The organism is Streptomyces telluris, from assembly GCF_024519335.1.
In the GTDB taxonomy this organism is placed as follows: domain Bacteria; phylum Actinomycetota; class Actinomycetes; order Streptomycetales; family Streptomycetaceae; genus Streptomyces; species Streptomyces telluris.
Map to the genome: position 1 here is coordinate 128,927 of NZ_JANIID010000023.1, position 14,900 is coordinate 143,826.

Annotated in this window: 10 protein-coding genes; all 10 read left to right on the forward strand. The window is 73.5% G+C overall.

The window, feature by feature from the left end; all coding sequences use genetic code 11:
• The first annotated feature begins 201 nt into the window (after positions 1-201).
• The 10 genes from NQU55_RS23570 to NQU55_RS23615 all read left to right on the forward strand — a co-directional run bounded on the left by NQU55_RS23570 (position 202) and on the right by NQU55_RS23615 (position 13,859).
• A complete protein-coding gene (locus tag NQU55_RS23570; RefSeq protein WP_168093000.1) occupies positions 202-2,247 on the forward strand; it encodes an FAD/NAD(P)-binding protein in 2,046 nt (681 codons plus the stop codon).
• Entirely contained in the window at positions 2,244-3,698 is a 1,455-nt protein-coding gene (locus tag NQU55_RS23575; RefSeq protein ID WP_168092999.1) for a nitrosuccinate lyase, read from the forward strand. Before NQU55_RS23570 ends, NQU55_RS23575 begins: the two co-directional genes overlap by 4 nt.
• A 219-nt stretch (positions 3,699-3,917) precedes the next feature.
• Entirely contained in the window at positions 3,918-5,816 is a 1,899-nt protein-coding gene (locus NQU55_RS36890; RefSeq protein ID WP_308402265.1) for an ATP-binding protein, read from the forward strand.
• Between the two features lie 29 nt (positions 5,817-5,845).
• Positions 5,846-6,247 (forward strand): roadblock/LC7 domain-containing protein, encoded by a 402-nt coding sequence (locus NQU55_RS23585; RefSeq protein WP_206329336.1) that lies wholly within the window; start codon positions 5,846-5,848, stop codon positions 6,245-6,247.
• Positions 6,244-6,606 (forward strand): DUF742 domain-containing protein, encoded by a 363-nt coding sequence (locus NQU55_RS23590; RefSeq protein WP_058042179.1) that lies wholly within the window; start codon positions 6,244-6,246, stop codon positions 6,604-6,606. The genes NQU55_RS23585 and NQU55_RS23590 overlap by 4 nt, the downstream gene beginning before the upstream one ends.
• Positions 6,584-7,201, forward strand: coding sequence for a GTP-binding protein (locus tag NQU55_RS23595; protein ID WP_058042180.1), 618 nt, complete (start codon positions 6,584-6,586; stop codon positions 7,199-7,201). Before NQU55_RS23590 ends, NQU55_RS23595 begins: the two co-directional genes overlap by 23 nt.
• A 311-nt stretch (positions 7,202-7,512) precedes the next feature.
• Complete coding sequence (locus tag NQU55_RS23600; protein WP_240976366.1) at positions 7,513-9,114, forward strand: cytochrome P450; 1,602 nt, start codon at positions 7,513-7,515, stop codon at positions 9,112-9,114.
• The gene (locus tag NQU55_RS23605; protein ID WP_256791072.1) at positions 9,111-10,214 is read left to right on the forward strand and encodes a cytochrome P450 family protein; all 1,104 of its coding nucleotides are present in this window, start codon (positions 9,111-9,113) and stop codon (positions 10,212-10,214) included. The genes NQU55_RS23600 and NQU55_RS23605 overlap by 4 nt, the downstream gene beginning before the upstream one ends.
• Positions 10,215-10,387: 173 nt before the next feature.
• Positions 10,388-12,439, forward strand: a complete 2,052-nt coding sequence (locus NQU55_RS23610; RefSeq protein ID WP_168092996.1) for an APC family permease — start codon at positions 10,388-10,390, stop codon at positions 12,437-12,439.
• A 100-nt stretch (positions 12,440-12,539) separates the two neighbouring features.
• Positions 12,540-13,859 carry a class I SAM-dependent RNA methyltransferase gene (locus NQU55_RS23615; protein WP_168092995.1) on the forward strand — a complete coding sequence of 440 codons (1,320 nt, stop codon included), beginning with the start codon at positions 12,540-12,542 and terminating at the stop codon, positions 13,857-13,859.
• Positions 13,860-14,900 lie beyond the last annotated feature (1,041 nt).

Here is a 14,900-nt window from a genome sequence, read left to right on the forward strand (position 1 = left end):
ACCCGCACGTTGACCCCGTCGTCCGCCGACGGCCAGATGAGATCAGAGGAAAACCGTGCGGAGACCGCCGCACCACAGCCGTTCGTACGGCAACCGTTGGCGCACCGCCGCACCGCCGCACCGCCGTGCATCCCCGCCCCGGGAGTCCCCGCCCCGGGAGTCCCCGCCCCGGGAGTCCCCTCAGAACGGAGGAGCATACGCATGAGCAGCAGCAGTCGTATCGAGGTCGGCATCGTCGGTGCCGGCCCACGGGGGCTGTCCGTGCTGGAGCGGCTGTGCGCCAACGAGCGCGCCGCGCCTTCGCACTCCGCGGTGACCGTGCACGTCGTCGACCCCTCCGCGCCCGGCGCGGGCACGGTGTGGCGCACCGATCAGTCCCCCCACCTGCTGATGAACACCGTGGCCTCGCAGATCACGGTGTACACGGACGACAGCGCCCGGATCGAGGGCCCGGTCGAGCCGGGTCCCAGCCTGTACGAGTGGGCGCGCGGCATCGCCGCCGAGAGGCCGGACGGGGCCGACGGGGCCGACGGGGATGACGGGGCCGACGGGGACGGCGAGAACAACGGCCTGCACGACGCCGCGACCCTCTCCGAGGCCCGCGCCCTGGGCCCGGACGCCTACCCCACCCGCGCCTTCTACGGCCGCTACCTCCACGACAGCTTCCGGCGGATCGCCGCCCGCGCCCCCGCGCACGTGACCGTCGAGGTCCACCGTTCGCGCGCGGTCGCCATGGCCGACGTCGAGGGCATCACCGGCGGCCCGCAGGGCATCCGCCTGGAGGACGGCACGCGCCTAAACCGGCTCGACGCCGTCGTCATGGCGCTCGGCCACGTGCCCGCCCAGCTGTCCGCCCGGGAGGCCCGTACGGCGTCGCTGGCCCGCATCCACCACCTCGACTACGTCACGCCCGTCAACCCCGCCGACCTCGACCTCGGGCGCATCGCGCCGGGGCAGCCCGTCCTGCTGCGCGGCCTGGGCCTGAACTTCTTCGACTACATGGCCCTGTTCACCGCCGGGCGCGGCGGCGCGTTCGTCCGCGAGGGCGGCCGGGTCGTCTACCGCCCGTCCGGCGCGGAGCCGCGGCTGTACGCCTTCTCCCGGCGCGGCGTCCCGTACCACGCGCGCGGCGAGAACGAGAAGGGCGCCCACGGCCGCCACCGGCCCCGGCTGCTCACCGCCCGCTACATCGCCGGCCTGCGCGAGCGCGCCGGGCGCGGGGGCCCCGTGCGCTTCGGCACCGACCTGTGGCCGCTGATCGCCGGGGAGGTGGAGAGCGTCTACTACGGCACGCTGCTGGAGCGGCTCGGCCGGGCGGGCGAACGGGAGGCGTTCACGGAGCGCTACCTGGCGCTGGAGAAGGACGACGAGCGCGCCGAACTCCTCGACGCCTTCCGCATCGCCCCCGCCGACCGCTGGGACTGGCAGCGCCTCGCCAGACCGTACGGCGACCGCGCGTTCACCGGCCGCGCCGACTTCCACGCCTGGCTCCTGGACTACCTGCGCGCGGACGTGCGGGCCGCCCGCGAGGGCAACGTCAGCGGGCCCCTGAAGGCGGCCCTGGACGTCCTGCGCGACCTGCGCAACGAGATCCGGCTCGCCGTCGACCACGGCGGCCTGGAGGGCGACTCCCACCGGGACGACCTCGAAGGCTGGTACACCCCCCTCAACGCCTTCCTCTCCATCGGCCCGCCCGCCTCCCGCATCGAGGAGATGGCCGCCCTCATCGAGGCAGGCGTCCTGGTCGTCACCGGCCCCGGCACCGTCGTCCGCCTGGAGGTCGCGGGACCGGACGGCCCCTCCTTCGCCGCCGGCTGCCCGGCCGTGCCCGGGCCGCCCGTCCGCTCCCGGGTGCTCATCGAGGCCCGGCTGCCCGAACCGGACCTGCGCCGCACCGCCGACCCCCTCCTGCGCCACCTGCTGAACACCGATCAGATCACCACCTACCGCATCCCCACGGCCACCGGCGCGGGCTACGAGACCGGCGGACTGGCCGTCACCGAGCGCCCGTACCACGTCCTCGACGGCCGCGGCCGGCCCCACCCGCGCCGCTTCGCCTACGGGGTGCCCACGGAATCTGTGCACTGGGTCACGGCGGCGGGCATCCGGCCGGGCGTGGACTCGGTGACCCTGGGCGACGCGGACGCCATCGCCCGCGCGGTCCTGTCCCTGCCCCCGGTGGCCCACGTCCCCCCGGCCCTGCGGCCCCCGGCGCCGGACACGACCCCGGAAGGAGTGATCGTATGACCGGCGGCGGAGGAAACGCGGGCCCTCGTGAACGTGACACGGCCCGGACGGCGCCGGACAACGCCGGACCGGTCGTCGACGCCGGGCTCCTCTCGCCCGTCCGGGCCGGCACGCCCGCCGAGGAGGCCACCGCCGACACCGCCTGGCTGCAGGCCATGCTCGACGCCGAGGCCGCCCTCGCCCGGGCGCAGGCCCGTCTCGGGGCCGTGCCCGCCCCGGCCGCGGAGGCCGTCACCCGGTGCGCGCGGGCCGGGCGGCTCGACGTGCGGGCCCTGGCCCTGGCGGCCCGCGAGACGGCCAACCCCGTCGTCGGCCTCGTCCAGGCGCTCACCCGTCTCGTCGCCGCCGACACACCCGAGGCCGCCGCCTACGTGCACCGCGGCTCCACCAGCCAGGACATCCTCGACACCGGCGCCATGCTGGTCGCGGACCGCACCCTGCGCACCGTCCGCGCCGACCTGACCCGTACCGCCGAGGCGCTGGCCGCCCTCGCGGCCCGGCACCGGGACACCGTCATGGCGGGCCGCACGCTCACCCTGCACGCCGTGCCCACCACCTTCGGGCTGAAGGCGGCCGGCTGGCGGCAGCTCGTCCTCGACGCGGAGGCCCGGCTCGGCCGGGTGCACGAGAGCCTGCCGGTCTCGCTGGGCGGCGCGGCGGGCACGCTCGCCGGCTACCTGGAGCACGCCCGGCTCGACGGCGTCGCGGGCACCGGCGACGGCAGCTACGCGGAGCGGCTCGTGGACGCGTTCGCCGCCGAGACGGGCCTGGCGCGCCCCGCCCTGCCGTGGCACGCGCTGCGCACCCCCGTCGCCGACCTGGCCGGGGCCCTCGCCTTCACCGCGGGCGCCCTCGGCAAGGTCGCGGCCGACGTGCAGTCGCTGGCCCGCACGGAGGTCGGCGAGGTCGCCGAGCCGGGCGGCCCGGCCGGGCGCGGCGGTTCCTCGGCCATGCCGCACAAGCGCAACCCCGTGCTCGCCACCCTGATCCGCAGCGCGGCGCTGCAGGTCCCCGCGCTGGCCGGTGCCCTGACGCAGTGTCTGGCGGCCGAGGACGAGCGGTCGGCCGGCGCCTGGCACGCCGAGTGGCAGCTGCTGCGCGAGTGCCTCCGCCTCACCGGCGGAGCCGCCCGTACCGCCGGCGAGCTGGCCGGCGGCCTGGACGTGCGGGCGGACCGCATGCGCACCAACCTCGGCCTGACGGGCGCACAGATCGTCTCGGAGCGGCTCGCGGCGGTCCTCGCGCCGCGCCTCGGCAGGGCAGAGGCCAGGCGGCTGCTGACGGAGGCTTCGGCCGAAGCGGCCGCGGATGGCCGGGAACTGCAGGCGGTTCTCGCCGAGAAGCCACTACTGAACGGTCACTTCACCGAGGCGGAACTGGCGGCCCTGTGCGACCCCGCCGACTACACCGGCGCCGCAGGCCCGCTGGTGGACCGGGCATTGTGGCCCTGACAACACCTCACGCGAATCACCTGCGTTTTTCCTCCGCCTTCCGTACCCTCACCCGAGGCCCGCGGAAGGCGGATGCGTGTTCGGTCATTCACGGGCGAAGATCGGCCAAGCGGGCGACGCCGTGGTTAGGATGATCGGCGTATTCCGCTTCTGGACGGGACGTCAGGGACAACGGACCCGTCCAGCCGTCCGCATGCCCCCTGCGTCCACGAGGAATTGATGTCACATCACATACCGGACGTAGTGACCTGGTGCCTGACCGCCGCGCTGATCGCCGTCGCGGTCCTGCTGGTGCGCCAGCGGGGGATCGCCGCGGCCCTGCGGCTGCGCGCCGCCACGCTGGAGGAGGGGCAGCGTGCGCGCGACAGCGAACTCGGGCACCTGGTCACCGTCCGGCTCCCCGCCGTCACGGCCTCCATGCACCAGCCCGTGCCGCTGCCCGGCCTGCTCGACGAACAGCTCACGGGCACCGTCTTCGCGCACGGCCTGCAGTCGGTGATGGACACCTTCACCCAGGCCGTCGACAAGGCGCAGGCCCGCGCCGACCAGTCCGCGAAGGCCGCCCTCAAGGCCTCCATGCGCGCGCTCCAGGGCCTCGCCCACGAGCAGCAGCTGGCCATCTCCGACATGCAGGACCGGCACGACAACCCCGACGTGCTGCGCGACCTGCTGCAGATCGACCACGCCAACTCCCAGTTCGGCCGCCGCGCCCAGGCCATCGCCGTCCTGTGCGGCTCCTGGCCGGGCCGGCAGCGCGCCGCCTCCCCGCTCACCGACGTCGTCCGCGGCGCCACGTCCCGCATCCGCGACTACCGGCGCGTCCAGGTGCACAGCCAGGCCGACCTCGCCGTCGTCAGCCGCGCCGTGGAGCCCGTCGTCCTCGCCGTCGCCGAGCTCCTCGACAACGCCGCCCGGCACTCCCAGCCCAACACCACCGTCGAGGTCGGCCTGCAGCCCGTGCACAACGGCGCCTGCATCGTCATCGACGACGCCGGGGTCGGCATGGACGGGCAGGAGACCCAGCGGGCCGGCGCCCTGCTGTCCGGCCGCGCCGCCGTCGACGTCTCCCGCCTCGGCGACCCGCCGCAGTTCGGCTTCCCCGTCATCGGCGTGCTCGCCGCGCGCTACGGGTTCAGCGTCTCCGTCGACACCCGCTCGCCCTACGGCGGCGTCCGGGCCGTGCTGTTCCTCCCCAGCACCCTGCTCACCCAGCTCGACATCGACGGGCCCGGCACGACGCCGCTGCGTCACCCGGGCGCGGGCGCGGGCACGGGCGCAGGCGCGGGTGCGGGCTCGCAGGCGGCGGACCGCACCGCCGCGACGCGGTCCCCCGGACGTACGCCGCCCGTCCCGGACTTCCCCGACTTCCCCGAGGCCTCGGCCGCCGCCTTCCCGGAGACCTCCGCCCGCGGGCCCGAGTCCCCCGGCGGCTTCCCGGAAGGCCCCGCCCGCCGCAACCGCGAGGCACGGGCCGGATTTCCGGAGTCCTCCGCCCGTGGGCCCGAGGCACCGGCCGGTTTCCCGGAGTCCTCCGCCCGTGGGCCCGAGGCGCCGACCGGCTTCCCCGAGCGCTCCACCCGTAACCCCGAGGCACCGGCCGGCTTCCCCGGCGCGCCCGGCGGCCGCCGCGGGGGCTCCGACGGCAGCCTCGGGGGCGGCCCGGTCTCCGACGGCGGCCCGCTCGCCGGTGGCGGCCCCTTCCCCGGCAGCGGTTCCGTCCCCGACGGCGCCCCGGGCACCGACGGCGGCCCCGGCTCCGGCAGCGGCTTCCCCGGAGGGATCCCCGGCTCTGTGGGCTCCACCGCCGGCGGCCTCCCCAAGCGCCGCCGCCGGCAGCCGTCCCCCGACGCCCGCCGGGGCCGCCCCGCGCCCCTGCCCGCCGAGACGTCCGCACCGGGCGCCCCCGGCGGCGGGCCCGCCGTCCCCGAGCGCACCGCCGAGGAGACCGCCCGCCGCATGGGCGCCTTCGCGCGCGGCACCCGCGCGGGCCGCACGCCCGCCGCGGGCACCCCCGTCGGCCCGCTGCACGGGGCCCCGGAACCGGACGCCGCCCACCCCTTTCCCCAGGCTCCGCCGCCCCGCACCCCCGTAGACGACGAAGGGAACCCCCACGCGTGAACGACCACCTCAACAACGAGCTCGGCTGGATGCTGGACGAGGTCGTCAAGATGCCCGAAGCCCGGCACGCGATCCTGCTCTCCTCGGACGGCATGCTGCGCGCCCGTTCCCAGGGCATCGAGCGCGACGAGGCCGAGCGCCAGGCCGCGGCCCTCTCGGGCCTGCAGTCGATCAGCCGCTCGACCTCCGAGTTCTGCACCCACCAGGCGCAGCAGGAGAACCCGTGGCGGCAGACGCTCGTCGAGTTCGCCCACGGCTACGTCTTCCTCATCGCCGCGGGACCCGGCGCCTACCTGGCCGTCTCCGCCACCGAGCACGTCGACATGGAAGCGGTCACGTACCGCATGCAGAAGCTCGTCGACCGGCTCGGCAAGGAGCTGACCAGCCCGCCCCGCGCGAACAACTGGCAGGGCACGGGCGCCCCGGCATGACCCCGCCCACGCCGAGGCACGAGCGAGGGTTAGTGCGCCCGTACGTCGTCACCGACGGCCGCGCCCACCCGACCCGCAACACCTTCGACCTGGTCACCCTGGTCCTGGCCCAGTACGACCGGCCGCTCACCGGGCTCAGCCCCGAGAAGCGCCGGCTCATGGAACTCTGCCTCGGCGGCCCGTTGTCGGTCGCCGAGATCGCCGGGCACCTCATGCTGCCCGTCAGCGTCACCAAGGTGCTGCTCGGCGACCTCGTCGACAGCGGCCACCTCATCACCCGGGCCCCCATCCCCTCGGCACAACTCCCCGAGGCCCAGATCCTGCAGGAGGTGCTGGATGGACTCCGCGCTCGCCTCTGAGCCAGCTCCCGACGGAGACCTCTATCTGCGCCGTACCGTGAGCACCGCCGCGAAACTCCTCGTCGTCGGCCACTTCGCGGTGGGCAAGACCACGTTCGTCGGCTCGCTGTCGGAGATCCGGCCGCTGCGCACCGAAGAGACCATGACCCAGGCCGGTGCGAGCGTCGACGACCTCGCCGGCATCGAGGGCAAGACCACCACCACGGTCGCCATGGACTTCGGCCGCCTCACCCTCAGCGACAGCCTCGTGCTCTACCTCTTCGGCGCGCCCGGCCAGCAGCGCTTCACCCGCCTGTGGCAGGACATGACCCACGGCGCGCTCGGCGCGCTCGTCCTGGCCGACACCCGCCGCCTGGAGCAGTCCTTCGACGTCATGGGCCTCCTGGAGGAGCTCGGCCTGCCGTACGCGGTGGCCGTGAACCACTTCGACGGGGCGCCGGTGTACCCCGAGGAGGAGATCCGCGAGGCGCTCGACCTGCTGCCCGAGACGCCGCTGGTCACGTGCGACGCCCGCGACCGGGTCTCCTCGACCCGCGCGCTGATCTCCCTCGTCGAGTACCTGCAGCGGCGCACCGCGGTACGGGAGCACGCGTGAACCACCGTCCCGACGTGTGGGGAACGGGAGGGGACCCGGCCCCCGCCCCCACACCCCCACCGGGCTGCCCGGCCCACCGGGCTCCGGCCCACCCGGGCGGCCCCGCGCAGCACGGCGCGGGGCACCAGGGTCCCGTGGAACACGGCACCGGGCTCCAGGGCGCCCTCCAGGACCCCGCACACGAGGGCTTCATGCCGCAGGACGCCGCGCACGAGGGCTTCATGCCGCAGGACCCCGCGCACGAGGGCTTCATGCCGCAGGACCCCGCGCACCCGGGAGCCGTGGAGCAGGGCGCCGCGCCCCAGGACCTGATGCAGCAGGGCCTCGCCTACCCGGGCGCTGCAGGCGCCCCCGCGCCCACCCCCATGTACGGCCCCGACTTCGCCGCCGACCCGCACGCCGTCTACACGCGCCTGCGCGCCCTGGGCCCGGCCGCCCCGGTGGAGCTGGCGCCCGGTGCGCACGCGACCCTCGTCACCGACTACCGGGCCGCCCTCGAAGTGCTCCGCACCCCGGAGATCTTCGGGAAGGACGCCCGCCGCTGGCGCGCCCTCGCCGACGGCCGGGTCGCCCCGGACAACCCCGTCGTGCCGATGATGGCCTACCGGCCGAACTGCCTGTTCTCCGACGGCGACGCCCACACGCGGCTGCGCCAGGCCGTCACCGACTCCCTGGCGCGCATCGACCCCAACGCCCTGCGCGGCTACGTCGAGCGCAGCGCCGACACGCTCATCGACCGCTTCGCCGGCCTGGGCGAGGCCGACCTCCTCGGCGCGTACGCCAAGGTGCTGCCGCTGCTGGTCTTCCAGCAGCTCTTCGGCTGCCCGCCCGAGCTGGGCGACCGGCTCGTGGAGGGCTTCTCGGGCATCTTCGACGGCGTCGACGCCGAGCGCGCCGACGCCCTCATCACCAGCAGCCTCGTCGAGCTCATCACCCTCAAGCGGGAGCAGCCCGGCGCGGACATGACGTCCTGGCTGATGGCGCACCACGCCCGCCTGAGCGACGAGGAGCTGATCCACCAGCACGTCGTCCTCATCGGCGCCGGCACCGAGCCCCAGCAGAACCTCATCGCCAACGCCCTGCGGCTGCTGCTCTCCGACGACCGCTTCGCCGGCGACCTCGCCGGCGGCAGCATGCCCGTCGAGGACGCCCTGGACGAGGTGCTGTGGCTCGACCCGCCCATGGCCAACTACGGCGTCCACTACCCCGTCCAGGACGTCGACTTCGGCGGCGTGCCGCTGGCCGCCGGCGAGCCCGTGGTCGTCAGCTTCGCCGCGGCCAACACCGACCCGGCGCTGCTCTCCGGCCGGCGCACCGGCAACCGCGCCCACCTCGCGTGGAGCGCGGGCCCCCACCACTGCCCGGCCAAGGACGCGGCCCGCCTGATCGCCGCCGTCGCCGTCGAGAAGCTCCTGGACCGCCTGCCCGACCTGGAGCTCGCGATCCCGGCCGACCGCCTCGTCTGGCGCCCGGGCCCCTTCCACCGCGCGCTGACGGCCCTGCCCGTGCGCTTCCCCCCGGCGCCGCCGTCCACCTCGCGGCCGGCGCCCGTCCACGACCTCTCGGCGTCCGCCGTACGCGGCCCGGGGCCCGGTTCCGGCCCCGGCCCGGGCCTCAGGCCCGTCCCCGGTGCCGGTCCCGTCCCCGTTCCCGGTTCCGGCCCCGTACCCGGTTCCGGCCCCGTACCGCCGTACGAGCACCCCCGCTCCGATCAGTCCGCTCATTCCCCGCAGCAGGCCGACCTCCCTGGAGACAGCCGATGGAACACAAGCCCCGTACCGCCCCGGTTCAGTCCGCCCCCTTCCGGATCGACGCCACCGGCAGCGACATCCACGGCGAGGCCGCCCGCATCCGGGCGCGGGGCGCCGCGACGCCCGTGGAGCTTCCTGGGGGAGTGGTGGCGTGGGCAGTGACCACCCAGCCGCTGCTGAAGGAGCTCCTGACGGACCCGCGCGTCTCGAAGGACCCGCACCAGCACTGGCCGGCCTGGATCAACGGTGACATCTCGCCCGAGTGGCCCCTGTTCACCTGGGTGGCCGTGCGGAACATGTTCACCGCCTACGGCACGGACCACAAACGGCTGCGCACCCTCGTGGCCAAGGCCTTCACCGCCCGCCGCACCGCCGCCCTGCGCCCCCGCATCGAGGCGATGACGGCGGACCTCCTCGACGCTCTGGCCGCCAGGGCCCCGGGCGAGCCCGTCGACCTGCGCGAGACGTACGCCTACCCGATCCCCATCCAGGTCATCTGCGAGCTCTTCGGCGTCACCGACCCGGACCTCCGCGACGGCCTGCGCGACTGCGTCGACAGCATCTTCCACACCTCCGCCGACCCGGACGAGGTCACGGCCACGTACGCGCGGACCTACGAGCTCCTCGGCGCCCTCGTCGCCGCCAAGCGGGCCGCCCCCGCCGACGACATGACCAGCGTGCTGATCTCCGCCCGCGAGGAGGACGGCTCGCGCCTGAGCGAGCAGGAGCTCCTCGACACCCTGCTGCTGGTGATCAGCGCCGGGCACGAGACCACCGTCAACCTCCTCGACAACGCCATCCACGCCCTGCTCACCCACCCCGACCAGCTGGCCCTCGTCCGCGCGGGCAAGGCCGGCTGGGACGACGTGATCGAGGAGACCCTGCGCAACCGGGCCCCAGTGGCGAGCCTCCCGCTGCGCTACGCCACCGAGGACATCGCGCTGCCCGACGGCACGGTGCTGAAGCAGGGCGACGCGATCCTCGCCGCCTACGCCGCGGCCGGCCGCGACCCGGAGCTGCACGGCGCGGAACCGGACCGCTTCGACGTCACCCGCACCGTCAAGGACCACCTCGCCTTCGGCCACGGCGTGCACTTCTGCCTCGGCGCCCCCCTCGCGCGCCTGGAGGCCTCGATCGCCCTGCCCGCGCTCTTCGACCGCTTCCCGCGGATGCGGCTCGCCGTCGAGCCGGGCGACCTGCGGCCCGTGGAGTCCTTCATCTCCAACGGCCACCGGGCGCTGCCCGCCCTGCTGCACGGCTGACCCCGCCCACGGCGATCGTCCAGGGGTCACCCCCTGGACCCCCGGCCTGGTCCGGCCGAGCCCCGCCGCACCCCCGTCGCAGCACGGAACGGGTGGTGCGGCGTGCGCCACATTTCCGTTCCGGCGGGTGGCGGGTGGGCGGCCGTCCGGGCGAGCGCTTACGATTCTCTGTTGTGTCCAAACTGACCGACCTGCCGAAACGGATCCTCATCGGCCGGGCGCTGCACAGCAGCAAGCTGGGAGAAACCCTTCTCCCCAAGCGCATCGCCCTGCCCGTCTTCGCCTCCGACCCGCTCTCCTCCGTGGCGTACGCGCCGGGCGAAGTGCTCCTCGTGCTCTCCGCGGCAGGCGTGTCGGCCTACCACTTCAGCCCATGGATCGCCGTCGCCGTGGTCGTGCTGATGTTCACGGTGGTCGCCTCGTACCGCCAGAACGTCCACGCCTACCCCAGCGGCGGCGGCGACTACGAGGTCGCCAACGTCAACCTCGGCCCCAAGGCCGGCCTGACCGTCGCGAGCGCCCTGCTCGTCGACTACGTCCTGACCGTCGCGGTCTCCATCTCCTCCGGCATCGAGAACCTCGGTTCCGCGATCCCGTTCGTCATCGAGCACAAGACGGCCTGCGCCGTCGGCGTGATCGTGCTGCTCACCCTGATGAACCTGCGCGGCGTCAAGGAGTCGGGCAAGCTCTTCGCGATCCCCACGTACGTCTTCGTGGGCGGCGTGTTCATCATGATCGCCTGGGGCGCGATCCGCGGCTTCTTCATGGACGAGACCATGAAGGCCCCCACGGCCGACTTCACCATCCACGCCGAGCACCAGGGCCTCGCGGGCATCGCCCTCGTCTTCCTGCTGCTGCGCGCCTTCTCCTCCGGCTGCGCGGCCCTCACCGGCGTCGAGGCCATCAGCAACGGCGTCCCTGCCTTCCGCAAGCCGAAGTCGAAGAACGCCGCCACGACGCTCGCCCTGATGGGCGCCCTCGCCGTCACCATGTTCTGCGGCATCATCGGCCTGGCCATGGCGACGAACGTCCGCATGGCCGAGAACCCGGCCACCGACCTGCTCAAGAACGGCACGCCGGTCGGCGAGGACTACACCCAGAACCCGGTGATCTCGCAGGTCGCCGAGGCCGTCTTCGGAAGCGGATCGTTCCTCTTCATCATCCTGGCGGCGTCGACCGCGCTGGTGCTGTTCCTCGCGGCGAACACCGCGTACAACGGCTTCCCGCTGCTCGGCTCGATCCTCGCCCAGGACCGCTACCTGCCGCGCCAGCTGCACACGCGCGGCGACCGCCTGGCCTTCTCGAACGGCATCGTGCTGCTCGCGGGCGCCGCGGCCGTCCTGGTCTACATCTACGGCGCGGACTCGACCAAGCTCATCCAGCTCTACATCGTCGGCGTCTTCGTCTCCTTCACCCTGAGCCAGACCGGCATGGTCCGGCACTGGAACCGCCACCTGCGGACGGAGACCGACCCGGCCAAGCGCCGCCACATGGTCCGCTCCCGCGCGATCAACATGTTCGGCGCCTTCCTCACCGGCCTGGTCCTCGTCGTCGTGCTGCTGACGAAGTTCACCCACGGCGCGTGGGTCGCCCTGCTCGGCATGGTGATCTTCTACGCGACCATGACGGCGATCCGGAAGCACTACGACCGGGTGTCCGAGGAGATCGCCGCCGACGAGGGCCCGGGCGACGACACCGTCCGCCCCTCGCGCGTCCACTCGATCGTCCTGGTCTCCAAGATCCACAAGCCGACGCTGCGGGCCCTGGCCTACGCCAAGCTCATGCGCTCCGACACCCTCGAAGCGCTCAGCATCAGCGTCGACCCGGCCGAGACCAAGGCGCTGCGCGAGGAGTGGCAGCGCCGCAGCATCGACGTCCCGCTGAAGATCCTCGACTCGCCCTACCGCGAGATCACGCGCCCCGTCATCGACTACGTCAAGAGCCTCCGCAAGGAGAGCCCGCGCGACGTCGTCAGCGTCTACATCCCGGAGTACGTGGTCGGCCACTGGTACGAGCACCTGCTGCACAACCAGAGCGCCCTGCGCCTGAAGGGCCGCCTGCTCTTCACGCCGGGCGTGATGGTCACCTCGGTGCCCTGGCAGCTCGACTCCTCCGAGGCGGCCAAGCTGCGGGCCCGCAAGCGCGCCGAGTGGAACGCGCCGGGTTCGGTGCGGCGGGGCCCGGTGGGCGAGCAGAAGAAGGAAAAGGCGTCGACGAAGAAGTAGCACCGTCGACCCGGTGAATTCGCAGGTGGGGTGGGACGGCCCGTAGACTGGACGGCTGTCCCGCCCCACCTTTCTCTTTACGTCTCTGGAGCCGACCACCATGCAGAACGCCCCGCAGGAATCGCTGGTCGGCGAGGAGTACGAGGTCGAGGTGGGCCCGGTCGCCCACGGCGGCCACTGCGTCGCCCGCACGGAGTCGGGCCGCGTCCTCTTCGTCCGCCACACGCTCCCCGGCGAGCGAGTGATCGCACGGGTGACCGAGGGCGAGGAGACCTCCCGCTTCCTCCGCGCGGACGCGGTACAGGTCCTGGAACCGTCGAAGGACCGCGTTCCGGCCCCCTGCCCCTTCTCCGGCCCCGGCAAGTGCGGCGGCTGCGACTGGCAGCACGCCAAGCCCGGCGCCCAGCGCCGCTTCAAGGGCGAGGTCATCGCCGAGCAGCTCAAGCGCCTCGCGGGCCTCACCCCCGAGGACGCCGGCTGGGACGGCACCGTGATGCCGGCCGAGGGCGACAAGCTCCCCGCGGGCGAGGTCCCCGCCTGGCGCACCCGCGTCCAGTACGCCATCGACGCCGAGGGCCACGCGGGCCTGCGCAAGCACCGCTCGCACGACGTCCAGGTCATCGACCACTGCATGATCGCCGCGCCGGGCGTGAGCGAGCTGGGCATCGAGAAGCGCGAGTGGCCGCAGATCGCCTCGGTGGAGGCCATCGCGGCGAGCGGCTCGGCGGACCGCCAGGTCATCCTCACCCCGAAGCCGGGAGGCCGCCTCCCGATCGTGGAACTCGACAAGCCGGTCTCGGTCCTGCGCATCGGCGAGAAGGACAAGCAGGTCCACCGCGTCCACGGCCGCCCCTTCGTCCGCGAACGCGCCGACGAGCGCACCTACCGCGTGGGCGAGGGCGGCTTCTGGCAGGTCCACCCGCAGGCCGCCGACATGCTGGTGAAGGCCGTCATGCAGGGCCTCATGCCCCGCAAGGGCGACATGGCCCTCGACCTCTACTGCGGCGTGGGCCTCTTCGCCGGCGCCCTCGGCGAGCGCATCGGCGAGAAGGGCGCCGTCCTCGGCATCGAATCCGGCAAGCGCGCCGTCGAGGACGCCCGCCACAACCTCCAGGACCTCGACCGCGTCCGCATCGAACAGGGCAAGGTCGAGCAGGTCCTCCCGCGCACGGGCATCAAGGAGGCCGACATCATCGTCCTCGACCCGCCCCGCGCCGGCGCCGGCAAGCAGACGGTCCGCCACCTCGCCTCCCTGGGCGCCCGCCGCATCGCCTACGTAGCCTGCGACCCGGCCGCCCTGGCCCGCGACCTCAACTACTTCGCGGAGGCCGGCTACAAGCCGGTGAAGCTGCGGGCGTTCGACCTCTTCCCGATGACGCATCACGTGGAGTGCGTGGCGATCCTCAAGCCGGTGGGGTAGGACGCCTGACCTGCGCCTTTGTGCGTGCGCACTATGGGCGTTACGTGCGGTACGGGCGATATCTTGACGCTGAAATGACGCTCGTGACGCTCGTTTTGACGAGGTGTCAGGTGGGTTGAGGGCCCAGTTCGCTGGCCTCGGACCACCTGGCGCTAGGGGCTCGGCCGGCGGACTGCGCCATGCGGTTGCCGGCCCCGCCTAGTGATCGCGCTGAACCCGGCGGAGCGGGCACGTGCCGGGCGCCTGGTCTGCCCAGTGGGTGAGCGCGGGGATCGAAGCAGCTCGTAGCGGAACCCCTGCTCCATCACTCTCAGTAGGTGTCGCGGGTGCGACCGGGGAAGTATCCGGCTGTTGGGTGCGTGCCACGCTTCCAGGACCTTCACAACCCCGAGGGCTTCGCCGGAAACAATCCGGGCTCCCTCACCGTTTAGGCCTGCGAAGCGCGAGCTGAACGTGTCCGCGCCGGCCGCGACGATCAGCGGGAGTCCGGCTTCCTGGGCTAGCTCGCGGTACTTGCTGACCTTCTTCTCGATCCCCATGGAGACCGACCCCGCGGAGATGACACCGGCCATGTTGCTCGGGGGGACGAGGATCGTACGCATCCCCGGCGGCCGCATGGCTTCACCCGTGCTCGGTTCGGCCTGGAGCAGGAAGGTGTAGCCCTGGCTCCGGAACAAGATCTGGTGCAGGGGCGAGAGCAGTGCGCGGCGAAGGTTCTGGGTGATCCTCTTCGCGGTGCGCGCGTCGGGGGCCTCGAGCGGGCGAGAGGGGTCACCAGCCACCGTCAGGACGACGGGGACCGGAATCTGCTTGAGCTGGGGTGGACCCGGCGGGACCGTGCGTCGAGCGTCGTTTATGGACGCCGTGCACGGGCGTCGTCGACATCCGCTGCGGGACTGTGTGGCGGGCCGGTTCGAGGATGTCGCTCCAGTCCGCACGTTTGGCTGGTCGCGTGGTGAGCGTCCGCTGAGCCCGTTCCGGGTCCTGAGAGGACATCGTCGACGCCGACCCATCAAACTGTCTTTCCATGACGAGTAGCTT